This window comes from Herbaspirillum sp. C7C8, assembly GCF_022627875.1.
GTDB lineage: Bacteria > Pseudomonadota > Gammaproteobacteria > Burkholderiales > Burkholderiaceae_D > Herbaspirillum.
This window is the reverse complement of the sequence record NZ_JABXGG010000003.1, coordinates 289,504-310,276: the sequence shown is the minus strand read 5'-3', so window position 1 is coordinate 310,276 and position 20,773 is coordinate 289,504. Positions and strand designations below refer to the sequence as shown.

The window sequence follows — 20,773 nt, the reverse complement described above, 5'->3', positions numbered from 1 at the left end:
GAGCTTCCTTCAAATCGTTTCCACATCGATGTCGTCGTATTGGCGATGCGTACCGACGAAGCGGATGTAGATCACTTCCTTGTCATAACGCACCGCGACGACTAGGCGGTAGTCATTGCCCTTGATGTTGAACACCACACGGTTGTTTCTTGTGAAACTGGCATTGCGATAAGCGGCTTTGATGTCGGCCGGTGTCTTCCAGTTCACCCGGCTGGCCAGCCCGTACCAAGCGCGCAGAGGGGTCTCCGCAGCAGGGTGGGCGGTCCAGAAAGTCCGTAGCGTGGAGAGGGCAATGATGCGCATCGGCACACCGTAACATGCTACCACCTTGGTAGCGGGATGGTGAGGGCAAACTCTGCCCGGATCTCGAAAAAATAAAACCCCGCATGAAGCGGGGCCAGTCGGGTAAAGCAATTTGTGGAATGGAAATCAAGCCTTGATCCGGAAAGTCTCCACCCCCACCGAATCACAATCCGGATACACATCCGGCTTCTCGGTCGACACCCGCACTGCGCGCACCTTGGGGTGGGCCAGCATGGCGGTCATGACGTCGTCGCACAGGGTTTCCTGCAGATGGATGTGGCCGCGCGCCATGCGCTCGGCGATGGTGGAGCGGATGAAGTCGTAGTCCACCACTTCGTCCAGGTGGTCGGCGGTCGGGGTGGTCTCGGCCAGCGGGACGTAGAGGTCGACGTTGATCAGGATGCGCTGCTCACCCTTCTTTTCGAACTCGTGCACGCCGATGTTGATGAACACCTCGTAGTTGCGCAGGAACAGGCGGCGGCAATCTTGCAGGGAAGGATGGGAGAGAAAGAGCATGATCAGAAAAAATTAAGGTTATTTCGCCACGAACATGACGTCGCGCGAAAGGGGAAGCAAATGCTGGCCGCCATCGACCAGCAGGGTGGTGCCCGTCACGGCCCGCGCCGAAGCGACGTAGCAGACCGCAGCGGCAATGTCCTCGGGCGTGCTGCCACGGCCTAGTGGGGTGACCGTGTGCGCCTTGTCGAACTGCTCCTCGGTCTGGTCGCCCGAGACCATGGTCAGCCCGGGGGCCACGCCGACCACCCGCACCTTGGGCGCCAGTGCCTGTGCCAGCAGCGTGGTAGCGCTGTGCAGGGCGGCCTTGGAGAGGGTGTAGGACAGGAAGTCGGGATTGGGATTGTACAGTTTCTGGTCCAGCAGGTTGATCACCACGGCCTGCTGCCCCTCCGGCGTAGCCTCGAACAAGGCCTGTGCCAAGAGCACGGGAGCGCCGACGTTGGCGCTCATGTGGCGCAGCAGGCGGTCGTTGCCGAAGCTGGCGGCGTCATCGTAATCGAACAGCGAGGCGTTGTTGACCACGCAGGTGATGCGTCCCAGCGGCGCGGCCTGGGGCAGCAGGGAGCGCACCTGGGCTTCGTCGCCCAGCTCGCCCTGCACGGCCAGGGCGCGCCGGCCCAGGGCTTCGATCTCGCGCACCAGCGTGTCGGCTTCCTCGCGCGAGCGGTGGTAGTGGACCGCCACGTCCCAGCCAGCGCGCGCCAGGGCCAGGGCGATGTGACGGCCGATACGGCGTGCTGCGCCGGTGACCAGCGCAACGCCTGCAGAAGAGGATGAAGTCATGTTCCCGGTTTCCAATAGTCCAATACAATACGGCCCATGCAACTGCAACTACCCGAACCCGGCGCTGACGCACAGTCCGCCTCGCAGACCCTCCAGCACCTGATTGCGGACGAGATCGCCGCAGCCGGCGGCTGGATCTCCTTCGAACGTTACATGGAACTGGCCCTGTATGCGCCGCAGGTCGGCTATTACAGCGGGGGTTCTTCCAAACTGGGCAAGGAAGGGGATTTTACAACCGCCCCGGAAATCTCGCCCTTGTACGGCGCGACCCTGGCCCATCTGGCTGCCGAAGTGATCGCATCCAGTCCGCAGGTGGCCAATGTGCTGCTGGAATTCGGTGCCGGCACCGGCAAGCTGGCGCGCGACATCCTCACCGAATTGCAGACGCGCGGCGCCCTGCCGGAGAAATATTTCATCGTGGAAATCTCGGCCCAGTTGCGCGCCCGCCAGCAGGAAGCCCTGGCCGCCTTCGCACCGCTGGTCGAGTGGCTCGATGCCCTGCCGGAAACATTCTCGGGCGTGGTGGTCGGCAATGAAGTGCTTGATGCCATGCCGGTGCGCCTGGCCATCAAGGCCGAAAATGGCTGGCAGGAACGTGGCGTCACGGTCGATGCCACGGGCCGCCTGCAGTTTGCGGACCGCGCCGCGAGCGATCTGCCGGTGGCGCAGATTCCTGATGCCGACGCATTGCCGACCGGCTATCTCACCGAACTGTCGCCAGTGGCCATCGGCTTCATGCGCACGCTGGGCCGCATGCTGGCCAGCGGTCCCGGCGCGCTGGCGATCCTTCCGGATTACGGATTCCCCGCCGCAGAATATTATCTGCATGATCGCGACCAGGGCACGCTGATGTGCCACTATCGCCACCACGCCCACACCGATCCCTTCTACTGGCCGGGCTTGCAGGACATCACCGCGCACGTGGATTTCACGGCCATGGCGGTGGCCGCCGTGGAAGAGGGGGCTGAAGTGCTGGCCTACACCAGCCAGGGTGCCTTCCTGCTCAATGCCGGTATCGGTGAGCTGCTGCTGCGTACTTCGCCCGAGGACAGCCTGCGTTATCTGCCGCTGGCCAACGGCATGCAGAAACTGATTTCCCCGGCCGAGATGGGCGAGCTCTTCAAGGTGCTGGCCGTCGGCAAGAACGTTGAGTGGCCCACGCGCATGTTGCGCCATGACCGCACTCATCGCCTGTGAGGAGCCACGCATGATTCGCTGGATCGTCGTCATCTTTCTTTCGGTCATCGTGTTCTCGACCTTGCTGCCCTGGCTGGAAAAGCTGGGCATCGGGCGCTTGCCGGGGGACTTGCGTTTCCGTTTGTTCGGCCGCATCTTTTCGCTGCCCTTCGCCTCGACCATCCTCATTTCCATGGTGGTGTTCCTGCTGGCGAAGATTCTCTGAGTCCGATCAGGAGTTGTAGACATGCGCGTATTGCTGGTGGAAGACGATCCCATGGTGGGTGAGGCCGTGCGCAAGGGTTTGCGCCAGGATGGCTTCACCATCGACTGGGTGCAGGATGGCAAGTCGGCCGACGTCGCCCTGCGCGCCGAGGACTACGCCATGTTGCTGCTGGATCTGGGCCTGCCGCAAAAGGATGGCCTGGCCGTGCTGCGCACCCTGCGCGAACGGGGCAGCGTCATTCCCGTCCTCATCACCACGGCCCGTGATGCGGTGGCCGACCGCGTGGCCGGACTCGATGCCGGTGCCGACGATTACCTCATCAAGCCCTTCGACCTGGAAGAACTCTCGGCCCGCATGCGCGCCCTCTCGCGCCGCCAGGCCGGACGCGCCGAAAGCCTGGTGCAGGTGCGCGAGGTGGTCTTGAATCCGGCCACCCATGAAGTGACCGTGAGCGGCAAGCCGGTCAACCTGTCGGCGCGCGAATTCACCCTCCTGCATGCCTTCATGGACCGGCCCGGTGTGGTGCTCTCGCGCGCCCAGCTGGAAGAAAAACTCTACGGCTGGGATGACAGCATCGAGAGCAATGCCGTCGAAGTCCACATTCATGCGCTGCGCAAGAAGGTCGGCAGCGACTTCATCAAGAACGTGCGCGGCGTGGGCTACCTGGTGCCGGCATGAAATCGATCCGCAACAAGCTGTTGCTGTGGCTGGGCTTGGGACTGTTTTCCATCATCGTGATGGCCGGGGTGGCGCTGTACTTCCAGGCGCGCGGCGAAGCCAATCAGATCTTCGATTATCAGATGCGTCAGATCGCGGCCTCGCTGCCGCGCCAGGCATTTTCTCCCATCTCTCCCGGCCAGCAATTCCCCGAGCTGGAAGACGAGATCATGATGCAGATCTGGGACAGTCGCGGCGCAGTCATCTATCACTCCCATGCGCGCGGTGCCATGCCGCGCCAGGCCGAACTGGGCTTTGCCAATGTGCGCGGACCCAATGGCATGTGGCGTGTCTACAGCGCCCAGATCGGCAGTACCGTGGTGCAGGTGGCCCAGCCGCAGAGTGCGCGCGACGAGATCGCGGCGCAGATGGCGGTCAAGACGGTGGTGCCCTTGCTGTTGTTGTTCCCGCTGATCGGTGTGCTGTCGTGGGTGGCGGTGAGCCGGGGGCTGGCGCCGGTGCGCAAGGCCGCCGCCGAAGTGGCGGCGCGCGACATGAATTCGCTGCAACCCTTGTCGGACGTGGGCATGCCCCAGGAGATACAGCCGCTCACGCATGCCTTGAATGATCTGCTCACGCGCCTCAAGCACGCCACCGAAACGCAGCGCGCCTTCGTCGCCGACGCCGCCCATGAATTGCGCACGCCGCTGACGGCCCTGCGTCTGCAGGCCCAACTGGCCGAGCGCGCCACCGATGAACAGGAGCGACGCGCAGCCTTCGACGACCTGAAGAACGGATTGGAGCGCGCCACTCATCTGGTGCACCAGCTGCTCACTCTGGCGCGCCAGGAGCCGGATGCCATGGGTTTTGCCGAGGTCGACCTGCGCGCACTGCTGGGCAGCGTGGTGGGGGACCTGTCCACGGTAGCCGAGCATGGTGGCATCGATCTGGGTCTGTCGGAACAGGGTGATGATGGTCGTGCGCTGCGGGTACAGGGCAACGCCGACGCCCTGCGCATTCTCTTCAACAATCTGGTGGACAATGCCTTGCGCTACACCCCGACGGGAGGTGTGGTCGATGTCGGCTTCGAGTTTGGCGCGGCCGACCAGTGCACGGTGGTGATCCAGGACAGCGGGCCGGGGATCGCAGAGAGCGAACTGCCGCGCGTGTTCGACCGCTTCTATCGGGCAAGGCGTAGCCAGGAGCAGACCAGCGCGCGGGGTGCTTTCGGTAGCGGGCTGGGGCTGGCCATCGTGCGCCAGATTGCCGATCTGCACCGCTTGCCGGTGGACTTGCGCAATACCGGGCATGGCCTGCAGGCCCGGGTGGTGTTCACGCTGCTGAAGTCCTGAGGGGATGGCAGCCGGCGAGCATTAAGCGCAGATGAATGCTGCTTTTTTCAGCCTTAAGTTTCTCTTAATTTTCACTGCTTAATCTTCACTCCAACGGTTGAGGCCAACAGGCGCTGCAAGCGGCGCTGCCAGGGTTCAGCCATCGATATCCCGTTCGATCAAGGAGAAGAAGATGAGCCGTCGTATCGTTTTTGTTCGTAACACTTTGGCCGTCATGATTGCCGCAGTGGTCGGCGGCAGCTACGTCTATTTTCGCGGCGTCGACCTGCCGTCGGCGCACGCGGCCGCGCTCAACGCCCCGGTGGTGGCCTCCAGCACCGCGTCCGCTGCCCCGGCCGGACCGGTGGTCGCGGCGCCGACCGATTTCTCGGGCATCGTCCAGCGCTATGGCCCGGCCGTGGTCAACATCAGTGTCACCGGCAAGGCCCGCAAGGTGTCCGATGATGAAGACAACGGCCTCGATCCCAACGATCCCTTCTCCGAATTCTTCAAGCGCTTCGGCCCGCAGCTGCAGATGCCGCAGCAGCCGCGCATCATGCACGGACTCGGTTCCGGTTTCATCATCTCGCCCGATGGCCTGATCCTGACCAATGCCCACGTGGTCGATGGTGCCCAGGAAGTGGTGGTCAAGCTGACCGACCGCCGCGAGTTCAAGGCCAAGGTGCTGGGCATTGACAAGCAGAGCGACATCGCCGTCATCCGCATCGATGCCAAGAACCTGCCGACGGTGCAGATCGGCGATCCTTCCCGGGTCAAGGTCGGTCAGCCGGTCCTGGCCATCGGCTCACCCTACGGTTTCGACAACACCGCCACGGCCGGCATCATCAGCGCCAAGTCGCGCAGCCTGCCGGACGACAACTACGTGCCTTTCATCCAGACCGATGTGGCCGTCAATCCCGGCAACTCCGGGGGGCCGCTGTTTGATCTGAACGGGCAGGTGATCGGTATCAACTCGCAGATCTACAGCCAGACCGGCGGCTTCCAGGGGCTGTCCTTCTCCATCCCCATCGATGTGGCGATGAAGGTCGAGCAGCAACTGGTCACGCACGGCAAGGTGACCCGTGGACGGCTGGGGGTCTCGGTGCAGGATCTGAACCAGGCCTTGTCCGAATCCTTCGGCATGAAGAAGGCCGAGGGTGCACTCATCAGTTCGGTGGAAAAGGGCAGCCCGGCTGACAAGGCGGGTCTGCAGGCGGGTGACGTGATTCTCAGTTTCGATGGTCATGCCATCAATCATTCGGTGGACCTCCCCACTCTGGTGGCCGATACCGCACCGGGCAGCAACAAGCCGATGCAGGTCATGCGCGGCGGCAAGGTGATGACCTTGAACGTGACCGTGGGCGAAATGAAGCAGGCCAAGAACGAGGCCAAGCCCGGCAAGTCCGATGATCAGGGACGCCTGGGTCTGTCGGTACGCCCGCTGACCAAGGATGAGCAGGCCCAGTTGGGCGGACAGAAGGGCTTGCTGGTGGAAGATGCCAGTGGTCCTGCGGCCATCGCCGGCATCGAGAGCGGTGACGTGATCCTGGCGCTCAACGGCAGCCCGGTCTCCAGTGTGGCGCAACTGCGCAAGCTGGCCAGCGAGGCAGGCAAGAACGTGGCCCTGCTGGTGGAACGTGGTGACGAGAAGATCTTCGTCCCGCTGACGCTGAATTGATCCGGACGGTTCATGCGATCGACGTCGTTGAAGTCTTGAGGTTTAGCAGTGAGTAGTACCGGTGAGCAGTAAGCAGTGAGTAGTGAGTAGTAAGTGGTAAGCAGTAAGCAGTGAGGGATTTGGCCGGATGTGCGCAAGCGTGTCCGGCCTTTTTTTATTCTGCCGACGATGGCGAAGTTGCTGCTGGTTTCTCGCGCCACTGGTCATGCGCATGGTCGCGCTCCATGGCCTCGCGGTCACCGGCGAACATGGCCTGCAATTCTTCGCGGGCCTGCACGGCCATCGATACCATCTGTGCCTGGTCCTTGTAGTGCGGGTAGAGCGCTGCCAGGGTTTTCAGATTGTGAGAGCGGAATTTCATGGCGGCCTCGCGCGCACGATAGGCGCCGAAGTCCAGTTGCTGCAACACCTGTCGCCCCATGTGCAGGGCACTTTCGAAAGTCTCGCGTTCCAGTACCGTAACGCCCCGGTCCATCAGGTCATAGTAGTGCGTGACGTTGCGGGCACGGGCCGCGATCTGCAGGTGCGGGAATTCCTCGCGCACTTTTTCCACCATGTCCAGTGCGGCCTGCGCATCGTCGATGGCGATCACCAGGACCTTGGCCTTGTCGGCACCGGCGGTGCGCAACAGGTCGATGCGGGTGGCGTCGCCATAGAACACCTTGAAGCCGAACTTGCGCAGGAAATCGATCTGGTCCGGATCATGATCCAGCACTGTGGCGCCGATGTCGTTGGCTGCCAGCAGACGTCCCACGATCTGGCCAAAGCGTCCGAAGCCGGCGATGATGACGGCATTGTCCTGCGGGCCGATCCGGTCTTCCGGGCGGCGCTTGCCGCCTTCCAGCCAGCGCACCAGCAGGCGGTCATGCACCAGCAACAGCAGCGGCGTGACCAGCATCGACAGTGCCACCACGACCACCAGCATGGAGGAGACCTCCGGGGGCAGTACCTTGGCGGTGACGGCGGCGCCAAAGACGATGAAGGCGAATTCCCCGCCCTGCGACAGCAGGAAGGCAAAGAATAATTGCTGTCCTCGCGGGATGCCGAAGCAGCGTCCGAGGAACCACATCACCCCCGTCTTGATGGTCAGGAAGCCCGCCACCATGCCGAGGATGCGCCAGGGCTGGGCGAGGAAGACGCCAAAGTCCACCGACATGCCCACGGCTATGAAGAACAGACCCAGCAGCAAGCCCTTGAAGGGTTCCAGGTCGCTTTCCAGTGCATGGCGGTATTCGGAATCGGCCAGCAGCACGCCGGCCAGGAAAGTGCCCAGCGCCATCGACATGCCCACCGACTGCATCAGCAGGCAGGTGGAGATGACCAGCAGCAGGGCGAAGGCGGTGAAGATCTCGCGCATGTCGGTCTTGGCGATGATGCGCAGGATGGGGCGGATCAGCACGCGCCCGCCGAAGATCAGCAGCGCGATCACCAGTGCTACCTGGCCTGCATGCAGCCAGCCTTGCCCGCTGCCCTGGCTGGCGGCCACGCCCAGCAGGGGGACGGCGGCCATCATGGGGATGGCGGCGATGTCCTGGAACAGCAGGATGGAAAACCCGGCCGCGCCTGCCGGCGTGGCGGTGAGCTTGCGCTCGCCCAGCGTGGCCAGGGCGATGGCGGTCGACGAAAGCGACATGCCGAGCGCGCCGATGAGCCCGATGCGCCACGGTACCCCCGCCGCCAGCGCAGCGGCGAACAGGGCCAGCGATACGGCGGCCACCTGCACGCTGCCCCAGCCGAAGATGGAACGGCGCAAGGCCCACAAACGTTTGGGGTCCAGTTCGAGACCGATCAGGAACAGCAGCAGTACCACGCCGAATTCAGAAAATTCGAGGATGTGCTTGACCTCGGTAATGAGCCCCAGTCCCCACGGGCCGATGACGATGCCGGCCAGCAGGTAGCCCAGTACCGCGCCCAGTCCCAGGCGCTTGGCGATTGGCACGGCCGCCACCGCCGCCAGCAGGTAGACGAGGGCGATCAGCAGTTGTTCATCCATGGTGAGGTCCGGTCAGTTGAAGCAGTCGCGCGGGCAGGCGCGAGGATTGGTGAGAAAGCAGCGGCGTGGCTCATGCCTGCAGGCCCTCCAGGTAGCGATCCACATGGTGCTGGAACGCTACCGGCGGGACGTGATGGGCGCCATGCAGGATCAGCGGCTCCACCCACTGCATGCCGCACAGGCGCGCGGTCTGCTGGTAGGGCGGGAGGAAGTCGGCGAAGTGATGGCCGTGGCGGCCGCTGCTCTGGTAGGACGCCGTCTCACCGCCGGTGGAGGCCACCAGCCAGAATCGCTTGCCCTCCAGCGCATGGCCGTCGTGACCGAAGGCCCAGCCGCGCGCCAGTACGCTGTCCAGCCATTGCTTCTGCAGGGGCGGCATGCTGTACCAGTGGATGGGATGCTGCATGACGATCAGTTCGGCCTGACTGAGCAACTGCTGCTCGTATGGCACATCGATGTGGAAGTCGGGGTAGTGCTCGTAGAGGTCATGCACGGTCACGCCGGGCAGGCGCGCGGCGGCCTGGAGCATCAGGCGGTTGGTGCGTGAGAGCTCGGCGGCGGGATGGGCATACAGAATCAGGACCTTGGACATGGTGGCGGTGCGGGCTAGGTAGGTGGCGGGCAGGGCGGACACTTGCGGCTGCGGCGCAAATGGCCGGAACATGCGTGGCCTTTGTGTTGTCTGCCATGATGAGCAAAGGGAGTGTGCCATGAAAGCACATGGGCCGGCTTGTATGAAACTGCTCGCCCACTGTCTGGCGGGCAGGTGTCCAAAGCCGGGCAATGCGCTTATACTCAGCCACTCCCCGGGCCCGTCGCGCCATCGCCGGCTAGCTTGCCGACGATGCCACTGGCCGCAGTTCATTCATCCTGATCACTTATTGCAGCCATGTCCGACATCCAAGATTCCGAAGCCAACCTGCCGCCAGACCGCACCCCGGGTGCGGCGCCGGCCAAGCCAGTCTCCGCCGATGCCTCCGGGGCGCCGGCCGCCTCCCAGACGCCTGCACAGCCTTCCGTCGCACCGGCTACCACGGTGGTAGCCGCAGCGGCAACGGCCGGGACCCCGACCACGCCGGCCCAGCCGGGACCGGGCGCGCAAACCGTTGCCGAGGCGACCGAGGCCCAGGCGACAGGTCAGGCGCAGCAGAGCGTCTACACCTCCTTGCCGCCGCCCCATCATGCGGGCGATGCGCCCTGGGCGCAGACCTGGCGCTTCCTGACGGCGCGCCTGCGCCAGCTGTCGGACAAGGCCGGGCGCCGCGTCATGCAGCGTACCCTCAAGATCGGCGTGTCGGCACGCATCTTCCATCCTGAGAGCGGCGCCAAGGGCTTGCGCAGCAAGACCCTGCAGTACCTGGAAGAATCGATCGCGCAATGGGTGATGTCGCGTGACGTGCTGGTGTTCATGATCCCGACCGTCAATACCAATGGCCTGGTCCACCCCAGCAACATCCGCCTGCGTGACTATGCCAAGCATCTGGATGGCCTGGTATTGCAGGGCGGTGCCGACGTTTCGCCGCAGAGTTATGCGCAGGCCGCGACCCGCCCCGAATGGAGCGGCGACCGCGTGCGCGACATGTACGAGCTGGAACTGCTGCATGAATTCATCGAGGCCGGCAAGCCGGTACTGGGTATCTGCCGTGGCTGCCAGCTGATCAACGTGGCTTTCGGCGGCACGCTCTACCAGGACATTGCCACTGACGTGCCCACCGCCATCCCGCACGTCAACGAGCAGTACGACAGCAATTACCACGCCCTGCATTTCCCGCAGGGTTCGTCCCTGGCGGGCATGGTCAAGACCGACAATGCGGTCGTCAACTCCATCCACCACCAGGCGGTACACAACCTGGGACGGGATCTGTCGGTGGAGGCCGTGTCGGGGCCGGACCAGATCGTGGAGGCGATCCGCTATCGCAAGGCGCCGTTCGTCATGGGCTTGCAGTGGCACCCGGAATTCCACCGGGCCGGCGGTCCCGAATTGCTGGACTGCACGCCGATTCTGGACAGTTTCCTGCGGGCAGCACGCGAAACCCGTTTCTGATCCTGCCGGATTGGCCGGAACCTAAGCCCGCCGGCGTCATCGAACCCTCTTTGCGCTGGCGCAAGCCAGCTGCATCGCCTTTGCAGCATGGCTGCAATGCGCTATCCGCTTCGTTGCGGACTCTGTAGAATCAAAAGGTCGTCGCAATGCAGCATCTGTCGAGGTGCAGCGTTCAGGGAGCGGCGACTTGCTTGTCTTTTTCATCACCGGCAAAAAAGGAGAATTTACATGCCTCAATCCCCCGCATTGAAGACCGTTCGCAATGACATGAAGACACTGGTCAAGGACGCCCAGGCATTGTTCGCCGAAGCCGCCGCCGCCACCGGCGAAAAGGCTGACGAGCTGCGCGCACGCGGCCTGACCCTCCTGGAGGCCGCTGCCGAAGCAGCCCAGACCGCCCAGACCGCCGCCATCGAGAAGGGCAAGGAAGTCGCTGCCAAGACCGACGACTACGTCCATGAGAATCCGTGGCGTGCCGTGGCCATTTCGGCAGGCCTGGGCCTGCTGGTGGGCCTGGTCATCGGTCGCAGCAAGTAAGCGCCGCGCCGATGGCGACTCCCCACAAGGAAGGCCCGACCGCCCACGCCGCCAACCCAGGTCTGACGGCGGGTTTGCTGGGTCTGGCCAAGAACCTGCTGGGCCTCATCATCAGCCGCATCGAACTGGCTTCGCTGGAGATGTCGGAGATCGGTGCCAATCTGGTCCGCTTCGCCGTCATCTTCGTGTTGGCGGCGGTGGCGCTGTGGTTCGCCATCGCCTTCTGGTCGGTGCTGGTGGTCATGCTGGCCTGGGACACCTGGGGCTGGAAGATCCTGGCACTGCTGGGTGTGGTCTTCAGCGTGGCGACCGTGGGTCTGGTGTACTACGCCAGGTCGGTGCTGATGCAGGGCAAGCTGTCGTTGCCACAGACCATGTCCGAGCTGCGCAAGGATCGCGATGCGCTGTTGTGATGAGACGGCCTGCACGTGATGTCTGTGGCAATTTTCCTAGTTCAATGAGGACTGCATGAGCGATCAGGACCAGGGCATGACCCATGAGGAACGCAAGCGCAAGGTGCTGGCGCAGGGCGCGTTGTACCGGCTGGGCGTGATGGAGGCGCGCGAAGTAGTGCGCGAGAATCTGAGCGCCGAGTCGCTCGCCAAGGGCGCCTTGAGCCGAGTGGGCCATTTCGCCGCCTCGCTGTTTGGTGGCGGCAGAACGGTACAGTCGATCAAGTCGCTGAAATCGCTTGGCGGCGGGCTGGGCAACCTGAACCTGCAGACGGTGACCCCATTGCTGATGACGGGCGCATCGCTGTTGTCGCGCCGCTGGTTGCGCAAGCCGCTGATGATGGGTGCCGTGATCGCCGCGGCGGGCGGGTTGACCTACTACTTCAGCCAGCGTGGCAGCGCCCGCGAGGAGGCCGACGCGGCCGCACTGCAAGGGCCGCCCGAGCAGGAATGATGGCTGCACTACGGGCTGCCGGGCCGTGAGGTTTCCCCGAAGGCATCCGGAGTTCCGGATGCCTTTGTCGTTTATGCGTGGCGCGTTGCCAAGCGCGGCAGGAACATATCGGCCCCGATGCGCTCTGAAGGACACTGGCCCATGGCCTGGACAACAAGACTGAGAAGGCAAGAAAGGACATGACATGAAGAAAATTTCAATTGCAGCGATCGCCGGCGTACTGGCGCTCTCCGGCTGTGCCGACATGAGCCCGACCCAGCGCGGTACGGCCACCGGTGCAGGTATTGGCGCGGGCCTGGGCGGCATCATCGGTGCGGCCACCGGCGGCGGTGGTGGCGGACGTGCACTGGGCGGTGCGGCCATTGGTGGTGCCATTGGTGCGGTGGCCGGCAACATCTGGTCCAACCGCATGGAAAACCAGAAGCGTGCCATGGAGCAGGCGACCCAGGGTACTGGCGTACAAGTCACGCAGACCGCCGACAACCGCCTGAAGCTGGAAATCCCCAGCGATATCTCTTTCGATACCGGCCGTGCCGACATCAAGCCGGAGATGCGTCCGGTGCTGGACCGTTTCGCCGCCACCCTGGTGGAAAACCCGGCCACCACCGTGACCATCGTGGGGCACACCGACAACACCGGCAACGATGCCATCAACGACCCGTTGTCGCAGCAGCGCGCAGCGCGTACCCGCGATTACCTGACTGCGCGTGGCGTGGCCGCCAGCCGCTTCAGCATCATGGGGCGTGGCTCGCATGAGCCGCTGGTGCCCAACACCAGCGATGCCAACCGCGCCAAGAACCGCCGTGTGGAAATCTTCGTGGCCGAGCAGCAGGCCGCCGCACCGGGCAACTATCCGCCGCCCCCGCCACCACAGCGGTATTGAGGCGATATGAAGGATGCTTCGGAGCGTCCGGTGAACGGGCGCAGCCGAAGCGGCTGATGTGCGGGGCCGTTTTTCAGCTCCGCATGCAGGTGAATGGAAATGAAAAAAATCCCCGACGCCTGGTTCGGGGATTTTTTGTTCAGGCCGACCGCCGGGACGCCGGCGTTGCGGCGATTACTTGGCCGGTGCTTCGGTGGCGGGTGCAGCGCCTTCGGCGGCTGCCGGGGCCTTCACTTCGGGTTCCTTGAACTTGGCGCCGGACTGGTTGGCCATGTAGACCACGGTACGCTGGATTTCGACATCGTCCAGGTCCGGGTTGCCGCCCTTGGCGGGCATGGCGCGCAGGCCGTTGATGGCGTGCGAGACCAGGGTGTCATAGCCTTGTGCGATGCGGGCCTGCCAGGAGGCGGCGTCACCGACCTTGGGGGCACCGGCCACGCCGGCGCTGTGGCAGGCGGCGCAGGTGGTCTTGTAGACTTCTTCACCGGAGAGCAGTTGCTTGGGACCGTTGGCATCACGGAAGGTGAAGCCTTCGTCGGAGACGGGTTTGATGCGTGCCGCGATCATCTCGGGCGTCTGGCCGTCGGAGCCGGCCCCGGTTTTCTGGCCGTTGGTCACGTACTGCACGAGCAGCACGATGCACACGATGGGCACCATGAAACCTGCGACGACGGCTGCGATCAATTGCTTGGGAGTCTTGATTGCCGACTCGTGTTCATGCTGAGCTGAGCTCATGGGCGTCCCTCCGTAATGTTTCCTCGAAATTGGGGCGGAAAACGTCGGTTCCCTTTGTATCGCCTTATCGCCTGGCATTGCGTGGAACTGGGATCAGGCAGGGCTTTCATTGCGCTCTCTCGCCGAACTCTTGATTATAGTCACAATGCTTTCCGTTTGACACGGAAAAACCGCCAGCGCCATGGACGTCCCGCTGGAAAGACGGTATCCTTCAGGCCTTTCCGGGGTTCTCCCCATCAGCGCGGCTGTAGCTCAGTGGATAGAGTATTGGCCTCCGAAGCCAAGGGTCGTGGGTTCGATCCCCGCCAGCCGCGCCACCTTCTTCCTTGCGGTTCAGCTTCTGAACTCCCCGCCGCAACATCGGCGTCCGCCCGCTTCACCCTTCCGGCTCACCGCGACAGGAGCAGGTTTCCACGCTCCAACCCGGCATCAGGATAGATACAAAATTGTAAAAACAGCAACGTATTCTGCTGGGAAACAGTATGCAGGCGTTGCCGGACCGATGCTTTGCGCGATATCAACCCGCAGCCATGCTGCGCGGTCAATGTGATGACGGCGAAGACGCCATCAGGGCAAGGCACTGATCCAGCGCCTCGGCCCAGTGGGGCAGATCCAGATGGAAGGTGTGTCGCAGTTTGTCGGTATGCAGCCGCGAATTGGCCGGGCGTCGGGCCGCCGTCGGATAGGCGGCGCTGGCAATGCCCTGCACGTCCCGGCTGCTCATGCGCGATACCAGGCCCAGGGAGGGCATGGCGTCGACCAGCTTGCAAGCATAGGCATGCCAGCTGGTCTGGCCGCCGCAGGTGAGGTGATAGATCCCGGTGCTGGCCCGCATGTGCTCCGTGATCCGGCCTTTGCCCGCTTCCAGCATCTGCCTGAGCGTCTGCGCGATCACCTCGTCGGAGGTGGGTGCCCCAAACTGGTCATTGACGACGCAGAGCGCGTCACGTTCTTGCGCCAGCCGCAGGATGGTCTTCATGAAATTGCCCCCATGCCGGCCATACACCCAACTGGTGCGCAGGATCCAGAAGGCGCAGCCGCTGTCGATGATGGCGGATTCCCCGTCCCGTTTGGTGCGTCCATAGACGTTGATCGGGCAAGTCGGGTCGGATTCGCGATAGGCCTCTTCCTTGGTGCCATCGAAGACGTAATCGGTGGAAAAATGTACCAGCCCGATGCCGTGAAGGGCGGCCGCCTGCGCCAGTGCGCGGACCGCTTCGGTGTTGATGAGCCTGGCCAGTTCCGGTTCGGCTTCGGCCTTGTCGACTGCCGTATAGGCGGCCGGATTGATGATCAGATCGGGTGCGATGCGCTCCACGCAGGAAGCGATCCGGTCCGGCCTGGACAAGTCCAGGGCATCACGACCAGGCATTACCAGCGTGTGGCCTCCCAGCGTTTCGGCCAGGGCATGGCCGACCTGGCCGGTCGCGCCGGTGAGCATGATCTTCACGGATACACCTCGGCTTGGGCCAGCGGCTTTCCTTGCTGATCCTTGGCAGACAGGTTGGGCGGGCCGTCCAGCTCCCAGTCGATGCCGAGGGCGGGATCATTCCACGCGATACAGCGTTCATGCTCCGGCATCCAGTAGTCCGTCGTCTTGTACTGCACCTCGGCCCACTCGCTCAACACCGCAAAGCCGTGTGCAAAGCCGGGAGGGATCCATAACTGATGCTTGTTCTGCGCTGACAGACGCATGCTTTGCCACTTGCCAAAGGTCGGCGAGCTGCGACGGATGTCCAGCATCACGTCGAGTATCTCGCCCACCGTGACCCGCACCAGCTTGCCCTGTGGCCGCCGGATCTGGTAATGCAGGCCACGCAGCACATGACGCGTGGAACGTGAATGGTTGTCCTGAACGAAGTCCGGATGCAGCCCCGTGAGCTCGGCAAATGTGCGGGCGTTGAAGCTCTCGTAGAAATAGCCGCGTTCATCACCGAACACTTGCGGTGTGATCTGCAGTACGCCATCCAGTGAGGTAGGAAAAATCTGCATGTTCAGATGTCCGGGTCCGAAAGCAGTTGCAGCAGATACCGCCCATAGGCGTTCTTCTTCAGCGGCATGGCCAATTGTTCCAGCTGCGCGGCGTCGATGTAGCCACGTCGATAGGCGATCTCCTCCGGACAGGCGACCTTCAGTCCCTGGCGCTTCTCCAGGGTGGCGATGAACTGGCCGGCATCGAGCAGCGACTCGTGGGTACCGGTGTCGAGCCAGGCGATCCCGCGTCCCAATAATTCCACCTTGAGTTGGCCGCGCATCAGGTAGGCGCGGTTGACGTCGGTGATCTCCAGCTCGCCCCGTGCCGAAGGCTTGATCTCCGAGGCGATGTCGATGACCTGATTGTCGTAGAAGTACAGGCCGGTCACTGCATAATTGGAAGCGGGCTTCCGGGGCTTTTCTTCAATGCCGATCACGTGGCGGCGATGATCGAATTCGACCACGCCATAGCGTTCAGGATCTTGCACGTGATAGGCGAAGATGGTGGCACCCTCCACACGTTCATTGGCCGAGCGCATGGGCGAGTCAAGATCGCGGCCGTAGAAAATGTTGTCGCCCAGAATCAGGGCCGAGGGAGCATTACCGATGAAGTCGCGACCGATCAGGAAGGCTTGCGCCAGACCGTCCGGAGAGGGCTGCACCGCGTAGCGGATATTGAGCCCCCACTGCTGGCCGTCCCCCAGCAATTCGGCAAAGCGCGGCGTGTCCTGCGGGGTGGAAATGAGCAGGATGTCGCGGATTCCGGCCAGCATCAGGCTCGATAGCGGGTAATACACCATCGGCTTGTCGTAGATCGGCATGAGCTGCTTGGAGACCACGGCGGTGGCAGGATACAACCGGGTGCCGGAGCCACCGGCCATGATGAGTCCCTTGCGCGCAGGCGCTTGCAAAGTAGCGCCCATCACAGTGCTCCCGGCGGATGATCGCCATATTGTTGTCGCAGCCAGTTCAGGTAGGCCCCCGAACGTACCTGGGCGACCCAGTCGCCATGGGCCAGATACCACCGGACCGTCTTGCCGATGCCGCTCTGGAAGCTCTCGGTGGGCCTCCAGCCCAGTTCATGCTCCAGCTTGCGGGCATCGATCGCATAGCGCCGGTCGTGACCGGGACGGTCCTTGACGAAGGTGATCAGCTCACGATAGCTGCCCCGGGCGCGGGGATGCAGTTCGTCCAGCGTGTCACACAGCGTCTGCACCACATGCAGGTTGGTCTGTTCATTCCAGCCGCCGATGTTGTAGGTTTGTCCAATCCGGCCACGCGCCAGCACCGCACGCAGGGCGGTGCAGTGGTCGCTGACGTACAGCCAGTCACGGATCTGCTGGCCATCGCCATAGAGGGGCAGCGGCTTGCCGGAGAGGGCATGGGAGATGACCAGCGGGATCAGCTTCTCCGGAAAGTGATACGGGCCATAGTTGTTGGAACAGTGGGTGGTCAGCGTGGGCAGACCGTAGGTGTGGTGACTGGCACGCACCAGATGATCCGCAGCCGCCTTGGAAGCCGAGTAGGGGCTGTTGGGGCTGTACGGCGAGGTTTCGGAGAAGGGCGGATCGTCGGGGGCGAGGCTGCCATAGACCTCGTCGGTGGAGACGTGCAGGAAGCGGAAATCGGCGCGCTCCCGCTCCGGTAGCGACTGCCAGTAATGCAGTGACTTGTTGAGCAGATTGAAGGTGCCGTTGACGTTGGTCAGTATGAATTCGTCGGAACGATGGATGGAGCGGTCGACATGACTCTCCGCCGCAAAGTGCAGGATGGCCCTTGGCCGGTAACGCGACAGCAGGGTGGCGATCGCCTGTTCGTCGCAGATGTCGGCCTGTACGAAGGCATAGCGAGCATCACCGGCCACGGAGCTGAGGTTGTAGGGATTGCCGGCGTAGGTCAGCTTGTCGATGTTGAGCACTGGCTCGGCGTGCGGATCTGCAAGCCAGTCAAGGATGAAATTGCTGCCGATGAAGCCGGCGCCGCCAGTGACGAAGATCATGATGCAGACGGGCGGATCAGGACCTGAAACCGTTGGGATTCATCTGCTGCCAGCGCCACGAATCGGCACACATGGCGTCCAGCCCCAGCCTGGCTTCCCAGCCGAGCTTGCGGCGCGCTTCGGCCGGATCGGTATAGCAGGAGGCGATGTCGCCCGGACGGCGTGCAGCAATGATGTAGGGAATCGGCTTGCCCGAGGCTTTCTCGTAGGCCTTGACCACGTCCAGCACGCTGTAGCCGTTGCCGGTGCCCAGGTTGACCGCAAAGCATTGCGGTTCGGTCAGCGCCTGCAGGGCCGCCAGATGGCCGACGGCCAGGTCGACGACGTGGATGAAGTCACGTACGCCCGTACCATCGGGGGTCGCGTAATCGCCGCCCCAGATGTTGAGCCTCTCGCGGCGACCCACCGCGACCTGGGCCACGAAGGGCATCAGGTTGTTGGGGATGCCGCCCGGATCTTCACCGATGAGCCCGCTCTCGTGCGCCCCCACCGGATTGAAGTAGCGCAGCAAGGCAATTTTCCAGTCGGGATGGGCACGATGGTAGTCGCGCAGCATGTCCTCGATGACGATCTTGCTGCGGCCATAGGGATTGCTGGCCGACAGCGGATGCGCCTCGGTCAGCGGCAGGTACTGCGGATCGCCATAGACCGTGGCCGAAGAAGAAAAGACGATGGTCTTCACGCCCGTGGCCTCCATGGCCTCCAGCAGGCGCACGGTGCCGACCACGTTGTTGTCGTAGTACATCAGCGGCTGCTCGACCGATTCGCCCACGGCCTTGAGCCCGGCGAAATGGATGACGGCCTCGCACTTGAATTCGCGCAGCACGCTTTCCAGCTGCTCGCGATTGCGGATGTCACCCTTTACCAGCGAGAGCGTGCGCCCGGCAATCTGCTGGACCCGCGCCGCCGACTCCGGGCTGCTGTTGCAGAAATTGTCGAAGACGATGACTTCATGGCCGGCCTTGAGCAATTCCACGCAGGTGTGCGAACCAATGTAGCCGGCACCGCCGGTGACGAGAATGTTCATATGAGCTTCGCTTGATAAGTTGGCAACCTCGTGATTATCTCAGACTCTGCATGATCCTTACGCTTTCTTCGGTCCGGACGCGTCGTTTGGCGCAGTGCACAGGGAGGGGGCGGAAGCCGCTGACCAAGCGTCGATGGACCGTCCATTTTCTTCATTTGCTGCTGTTTCGGCGGCCGTCGCATATCGGTGAGCGGACGCCGCCCGGGAGGGGTAGTCCTGACACCGGCCCGATGCCGTATTTCTACGGCATCGGCGGTCCGACCACTGCACCGGTCTGGTGAGTCGGCTCACTTTTTGCACGGCTTGCGCTGTGCTGCAACATGAGACTCCAAAAGCGAGCCAGGTCGTCTGATCACTTCCGATTTCCTGACAAAATGTCAGCATTGTCCGTCAACGTTTGCGAGCGGCCTGAGAATTTCCGTAAATCATTGAATTTGCGGGATATTTCTCTGGCGTGGCAGCACATTTTTGATTAAATTGGGCGCTGTTTCAAAAACCGGGGCAATTTTCCCGGCCAGGCCGTTGGCCTGCCAGCAAATTCACTGCCTCGCGCACAGATCTGAATAAATTAACAAGAAGGAATGATCCCTCGGGATCCGGAAGGGGCAGTTGACCGGAAACGGAACGAAGGCTCTCATGCTGCACTGCAAAAAATCGAAGTGGCTGCTTATTTGCCACAACTCACCGCGAAGTGCCCCAGATAAGCCCTTGATCTGGCTGTAAAAGGTTTGACTTACCGGAAAACGAACCTTTATAATCGCCGGGCTTTTAAGCTGCCGTCTGCTCGTAAAGAGTGCGGCGCATGCACGATATTGGATAGATATGCTGCGCATCATTCTGTTGCAGCTCGTAGCCACGGTCATCGCCACCTTGGTGGCGGGCATGCTGGGCGGACTTCCGGCGCTTTGGTCCGCATTGTTGGGAGGCGTCTGCTGTGTCGTCCCCAATGCCCTGTTTGCACTGCGACTTCATGTCAGTGCGCAGAAACCCGGTGGTACCAACCCGATGACGTTTTTCTTCGGGGAATTTATCAAGATTGCTACGACTTTTGCGCTCATGGGCGCGATCGTTTGGTTGTACCACGGTGTGCACTGGCTCGCATTTTTGCTGAGCTTCATCGTGGTGCTTAAGAGTTATTTCATTTTACTGTTTAGACACCGACCATGACCGTAGAAGCCGCAGAGCACGCGCTGACAGCCTCTGAATATATTGTCCACCACCTCGGACACCTCTCCACCCATCATCAGACCAAGATCGTCGACTTCTCCGTTCTCAACGTGGACACCATCTTCTGGTCCGTGTTCTGTGGCGTGGTGGGCTGCCTGTTCATGTTCCTGGCTGCCCGCAAGGCGACTTCCGGCGTGCCGGGCCGCTTCCAGGCCTTCGTCGAGATGGTCGTGGAAATGGTGGAAGACCAGTCCAAGGCCATCGTCCATGGCGACCGCACCTTCATCGCCCCGGTGGCGCTGACCGTGTTCGTCTGGGTGGCCCTGATGAACTCGCTGGACTTCCTGCCGGTGGACCTGGCTTCCAGCATCCTGGGCCTGTTCGGTCTGGGTGAAATGCACCACCGCATCGTCCCCACCGCCGACCTCAACGGCACCCTGGGCATCGCCCTGGGCGTGCTGGCCCTGATGCTGTACTACAGCGTCAAGATCAAGGGCGCTGGTGGCTTCATCCACGAACTGTTCGCAGCACCTTTCGGCATCTGGCTCGCGCCGTTCAACCTGCTGCTCAACATCATCGAATTCGCCGCCAAGACCGTGTCCCTGGGCATGCGACTGTTCGGCAACATGTATGCAGGCGAACTGTTGTTCCTGCTGATCGCATTGCTGGGATCGACCGCGACCGCATTCGGCTTCATCGGCCATGTGATCGCCGGTTCTATCTGGGCAATTTTCCACATCCTGATCGTGTTGCTCCAAGCATTCATCTTCATGATGTTGACACTGGTTTACCTGGGCCAGGCGCACGAAGCGCACTAACACAAGGCTTGCAGTAC

At 62.6% G+C, this 20,773-nt stretch carries 23 protein-coding genes and 1 tRNA gene; 13 read left to right on the top strand and 11 right to left on the bottom strand.

What is annotated here, in order from left to right; genetic code table 11:
• Positions 1-9 precede the first annotated feature (9 nt).
• The 3 genes from HWE01_RS06005 to HWE01_RS05995 form a co-directional block, all read right to left on the bottom strand.
• Positions 10-303 (bottom strand): type II toxin-antitoxin system HigB family toxin, encoded by a 294-nt coding sequence (locus HWE01_RS06005; protein ID WP_241821310.1) that lies wholly within the window; start codon positions 301-303, stop codon positions 10-12.
• Between the two features lie 126 nt (positions 304-429).
• On the bottom strand, positions 430-819 hold the full coding sequence (locus HWE01_RS06000) for a dihydroneopterin aldolase (RefSeq protein ID WP_008333021.1): 390 nt from the start codon (positions 817-819) through the stop codon (positions 430-432).
• 18 nt (positions 820-837) lie between these two features.
• Positions 838-1,605, bottom strand: coding sequence for an SDR family oxidoreductase (locus HWE01_RS05995; RefSeq protein ID WP_241821309.1), 768 nt, complete (start codon positions 1,603-1,605; stop codon positions 838-840).
• Between the two features lie 36 nt (positions 1,606-1,641).
• Here HWE01_RS05995 and HWE01_RS05990 point away from each other — a divergent pair, with 36 nt between their 5' ends.
• The 5 genes from HWE01_RS05990 (at position 1,642) to HWE01_RS05970 (ending at position 6,673) form a co-directional block, all read left to right on the top strand.
• Positions 1,642-2,802 (top strand): class I SAM-dependent methyltransferase, encoded by a 1,161-nt coding sequence (locus tag HWE01_RS05990; RefSeq protein WP_241821308.1) that lies wholly within the window; start codon positions 1,642-1,644, stop codon positions 2,800-2,802.
• A gap of 10 nt (positions 2,803-2,812) precedes the next feature.
• Positions 2,813-3,007 carry a DUF2905 domain-containing protein gene (locus HWE01_RS05985; protein WP_008333015.1) on the top strand — a complete coding sequence of 65 codons (195 nt, stop codon included), beginning with the start codon at positions 2,813-2,815 and terminating at the stop codon, positions 3,005-3,007.
• 21 nt (positions 3,008-3,028) lie between these two features.
• Positions 3,029-3,685 (top strand): response regulator, encoded by a 657-nt coding sequence (locus tag HWE01_RS05980; protein WP_008333012.1) that lies wholly within the window; start codon positions 3,029-3,031, stop codon positions 3,683-3,685.
• Positions 3,682-5,016 (top strand): ATP-binding protein, encoded by a 1,335-nt coding sequence (locus HWE01_RS05975; protein ID WP_008333010.1) that lies wholly within the window; start codon positions 3,682-3,684, stop codon positions 5,014-5,016. The genes HWE01_RS05980 and HWE01_RS05975 overlap by 4 nt, the downstream gene beginning before the upstream one ends.
• Before the next feature lie 172 nt (positions 5,017-5,188).
• Entirely contained in the window at positions 5,189-6,673 is a 1,485-nt protein-coding gene (locus tag HWE01_RS05970) for a DegQ family serine endoprotease (protein WP_008333008.1), read from the top strand.
• Positions 6,674-6,827: 154 nt separating this feature from the next.
• Here HWE01_RS05970 and kefC read toward each other — a convergent pair whose 3' ends face one another.
• Together kefC and kefF are read right to left on the bottom strand one after the other, a co-directional pair.
• Positions 6,828-8,666 carry a glutathione-regulated potassium-efflux system protein KefC gene (gene kefC / locus HWE01_RS05965; RefSeq protein ID WP_241821307.1) on the bottom strand — a complete coding sequence of 613 codons (1,839 nt, stop codon included), beginning with the start codon at positions 8,664-8,666 and terminating at the stop codon, positions 6,828-6,830.
• 70 nt (positions 8,667-8,736) lie between these two features.
• Entirely contained in the window at positions 8,737-9,300 is a 564-nt protein-coding gene (kefF, locus tag HWE01_RS05960) for a glutathione-regulated potassium-efflux system oxidoreductase KefF (protein ID WP_241821306.1), read from the bottom strand.
• 255 nt (positions 9,301-9,555) lie between these two features.
• Between kefF and HWE01_RS05955 the strand changes: the two genes are divergently transcribed.
• The 5 genes from HWE01_RS05955 (at position 9,556) to HWE01_RS05935 (ending at position 13,036) form a co-directional block, all read left to right on the top strand.
• The gene (locus HWE01_RS05955) at positions 9,556-10,710 is read left to right on the top strand and encodes a gamma-glutamyl-gamma-aminobutyrate hydrolase family protein (RefSeq protein ID WP_241821305.1); all 1,155 of its coding nucleotides are present in this window, start codon (positions 9,556-9,558) and stop codon (positions 10,708-10,710) included.
• A gap of 228 nt (positions 10,711-10,938) precedes the next feature.
• The gene (locus HWE01_RS05950; RefSeq protein ID WP_008333001.1) at positions 10,939-11,247 is read left to right on the top strand and encodes an ElaB/YgaM/YqjD family protein; all 309 of its coding nucleotides are present in this window, start codon (positions 10,939-10,941) and stop codon (positions 11,245-11,247) included.
• A gap of 11 nt (positions 11,248-11,258) precedes the next feature.
• A complete protein-coding gene (locus HWE01_RS05945; RefSeq protein ID WP_008332998.1) occupies positions 11,259-11,660 on the top strand; it encodes a phage holin family protein in 402 nt (133 codons plus the stop codon).
• A 55-nt stretch (positions 11,661-11,715) separates the two neighbouring features.
• Positions 11,716-12,153: a hypothetical protein gene (locus HWE01_RS05940; RefSeq protein WP_175343961.1), complete on the top strand. Its 438-nt coding sequence runs from the start codon at positions 11,716-11,718 to the stop codon at positions 12,151-12,153.
• A gap of 184 nt (positions 12,154-12,337) precedes the next feature.
• Complete coding sequence (locus tag HWE01_RS05935) at positions 12,338-13,036, top strand: YiaD family glycine zipper/OmpA-like lipoprotein (RefSeq protein WP_008332996.1); 699 nt, start codon at positions 12,338-12,340, stop codon at positions 13,034-13,036.
• Between the two features lie 174 nt (positions 13,037-13,210).
• Here the strand turns inward: HWE01_RS05935 and HWE01_RS05930 are convergent, their stop codons facing one another.
• A complete protein-coding gene (locus HWE01_RS05930) occupies positions 13,211-13,771 on the bottom strand; it encodes a c-type cytochrome (protein ID WP_175343962.1) in 561 nt (186 codons plus the stop codon).
• A 241-nt stretch (positions 13,772-14,012) separates the two neighbouring features.
• On the opposite strand from HWE01_RS05930, the gene HWE01_RS05925 reads away from it, so the two are divergent.
• Positions 14,013-14,088, top strand: a tRNA-Arg gene (locus HWE01_RS05925).
• A 224-nt stretch (positions 14,089-14,312) separates the two neighbouring features.
• Here HWE01_RS05925 and rfbD read toward each other — a convergent pair.
• Genes rfbD through galE form a run of 5 tightly spaced genes read right to left on the bottom strand, consistent with a single transcriptional unit; the run spans position 14,313 to position 18,771 of the window.
• The gene (gene rfbD, locus HWE01_RS05920; protein ID WP_249791621.1) at positions 14,313-15,212 is read right to left on the bottom strand and encodes a dTDP-4-dehydrorhamnose reductase; all 900 of its coding nucleotides are present in this window, start codon (positions 15,210-15,212) and stop codon (positions 14,313-14,315) included.
• A gap of 5 nt (positions 15,213-15,217) precedes the next feature.
• On the bottom strand, positions 15,218-15,763 hold the full coding sequence (gene rfbC, locus HWE01_RS05915; protein ID WP_241821303.1) for a dTDP-4-dehydrorhamnose 3,5-epimerase: 546 nt from the start codon (positions 15,761-15,763) through the stop codon (positions 15,218-15,220).
• Between the two features lie 2 nt (positions 15,764-15,765).
• A complete protein-coding gene (gene rfbA, locus HWE01_RS05910; RefSeq protein ID WP_241821302.1) occupies positions 15,766-16,668 on the bottom strand; it encodes a glucose-1-phosphate thymidylyltransferase RfbA in 903 nt (300 codons plus the stop codon).
• Positions 16,668-17,744 carry a dTDP-glucose 4,6-dehydratase gene (gene rfbB / locus HWE01_RS05905; protein ID WP_241821301.1) on the bottom strand — a complete coding sequence of 359 codons (1,077 nt, stop codon included), beginning with the start codon at positions 17,742-17,744 and terminating at the stop codon, positions 16,668-16,670. Before rfbB ends, rfbA begins: the two co-directional genes overlap by 1 nt.
• A 16-nt stretch (positions 17,745-17,760) precedes the next feature.
• Positions 17,761-18,771, bottom strand: coding sequence for a UDP-glucose 4-epimerase GalE (gene galE / locus HWE01_RS05900; protein ID WP_241821300.1), 1,011 nt, complete (start codon positions 18,769-18,771; stop codon positions 17,761-17,763).
• An 822-nt stretch (positions 18,772-19,593) separates the two neighbouring features.
• Between galE and HWE01_RS05895 the strand changes: the two genes are divergently transcribed.
• Positions 19,594-19,938 (top strand): ATP synthase subunit I, encoded by a 345-nt coding sequence (locus tag HWE01_RS05895; RefSeq protein ID WP_008332989.1) that lies wholly within the window; start codon positions 19,594-19,596, stop codon positions 19,936-19,938.
• Positions 19,935-20,756, top strand: coding sequence for a F0F1 ATP synthase subunit A (atpB, locus tag HWE01_RS05890; protein WP_008332987.1), 822 nt, complete (start codon positions 19,935-19,937; stop codon positions 20,754-20,756). The genes HWE01_RS05895 and atpB overlap by 4 nt, the downstream gene beginning before the upstream one ends.
• Positions 20,757-20,773 lie beyond the last annotated feature (17 nt).

Excerpts from the sequence above, each read along its gene's own strand:
- HWE01_RS05930 (WP_175343962.1), bottom strand. The coding sequence starts at position 13,771 with ATGAGCTCAGCTCAGCATGAACACGAGTCGGCAATCAAGACTCCCAAG.
- HWE01_RS05945 (WP_008332998.1), top strand. The coding sequence starts at position 11,259 with ATGGCGACTCCCCACAAGGAAGGCCCGACCGCCCACGCCGCCAACCCA.
- HWE01_RS05950 (WP_008333001.1), top strand. The coding sequence starts at position 10,939 with ATGCCTCAATCCCCCGCATTGAAGACCGTTCGCAATGACATGAAGACA.
- HWE01_RS05955 (WP_241821305.1), top strand. The coding sequence starts at position 9,556 with ATGTCCGACATCCAAGATTCCGAAGCCAACCTGCCGCCAGACCGCACC.
- HWE01_RS05985 (WP_008333015.1), top strand. The coding sequence starts at position 2,813 with ATGATTCGCTGGATCGTCGTCATCTTTCTTTCGGTCATCGTGTTCTCG.
- HWE01_RS06005 (WP_241821310.1), bottom strand. The coding sequence starts at position 303 with ATGCGCATCATTGCCCTCTCCACGCTACGGACTTTCTGGACCGCCCAC.
- HWE01_RS05995 (WP_241821309.1), bottom strand. The coding sequence starts at position 1,605 with ATGACTTCATCCTCTTCTGCAGGCGTTGCGCTGGTCACCGGCGCAGCA.
- HWE01_RS05895 (WP_008332989.1), top strand. The coding sequence starts at position 19,594 with ATGCTGCGCATCATTCTGTTGCAGCTCGTAGCCACGGTCATCGCCACC.
- HWE01_RS05990 (WP_241821308.1), top strand. The coding sequence starts at position 1,642 with ATGCAACTGCAACTACCCGAACCCGGCGCTGACGCACAGTCCGCCTCG.
- rfbB (WP_241821301.1), bottom strand. The coding sequence starts at position 17,744 with ATGATCTTCGTCACTGGCGGCGCCGGCTTCATCGGCAGCAATTTCATC.
- rfbA (WP_241821302.1), bottom strand. The coding sequence starts at position 16,668 with ATGGGCGCTACTTTGCAAGCGCCTGCGCGCAAGGGACTCATCATGGCC.
- HWE01_RS05935 (WP_008332996.1), top strand. The coding sequence starts at position 12,338 with ATGAAGAAAATTTCAATTGCAGCGATCGCCGGCGTACTGGCGCTCTCC.
- rfbC (WP_241821303.1), bottom strand. The coding sequence starts at position 15,763 with ATGCAGATTTTTCCTACCTCACTGGATGGCGTACTGCAGATCACACCG.
- kefC (WP_241821307.1), bottom strand. The coding sequence starts at position 8,666 with ATGGATGAACAACTGCTGATCGCCCTCGTCTACCTGCTGGCGGCGGTG.
- HWE01_RS05940 (WP_175343961.1), top strand. The coding sequence starts at position 11,716 with ATGAGCGATCAGGACCAGGGCATGACCCATGAGGAACGCAAGCGCAAG.
- galE (WP_241821300.1), bottom strand. The coding sequence starts at position 18,771 with ATGAACATTCTCGTCACCGGCGGTGCCGGCTACATTGGTTCGCACACC.
- HWE01_RS05980 (WP_008333012.1), top strand. The coding sequence starts at position 3,029 with ATGCGCGTATTGCTGGTGGAAGACGATCCCATGGTGGGTGAGGCCGTG.
- HWE01_RS06000 (WP_008333021.1), bottom strand. The coding sequence starts at position 819 with ATGCTCTTTCTCTCCCATCCTTCCCTGCAAGATTGCCGCCGCCTGTTC.
- atpB (WP_008332987.1), top strand. The coding sequence starts at position 19,935 with ATGACCGTAGAAGCCGCAGAGCACGCGCTGACAGCCTCTGAATATATT.
- rfbD (WP_249791621.1), bottom strand. The coding sequence starts at position 15,212 with ATGCTCACCGGCGCGACCGGCCAGGTCGGCCATGCCCTGGCCGAAACG.
- HWE01_RS05970 (WP_008333008.1), top strand. The coding sequence starts at position 5,189 with ATGAGCCGTCGTATCGTTTTTGTTCGTAACACTTTGGCCGTCATGATT.
- HWE01_RS05975 (WP_008333010.1), top strand. The coding sequence starts at position 3,682 with ATGAAATCGATCCGCAACAAGCTGTTGCTGTGGCTGGGCTTGGGACTG.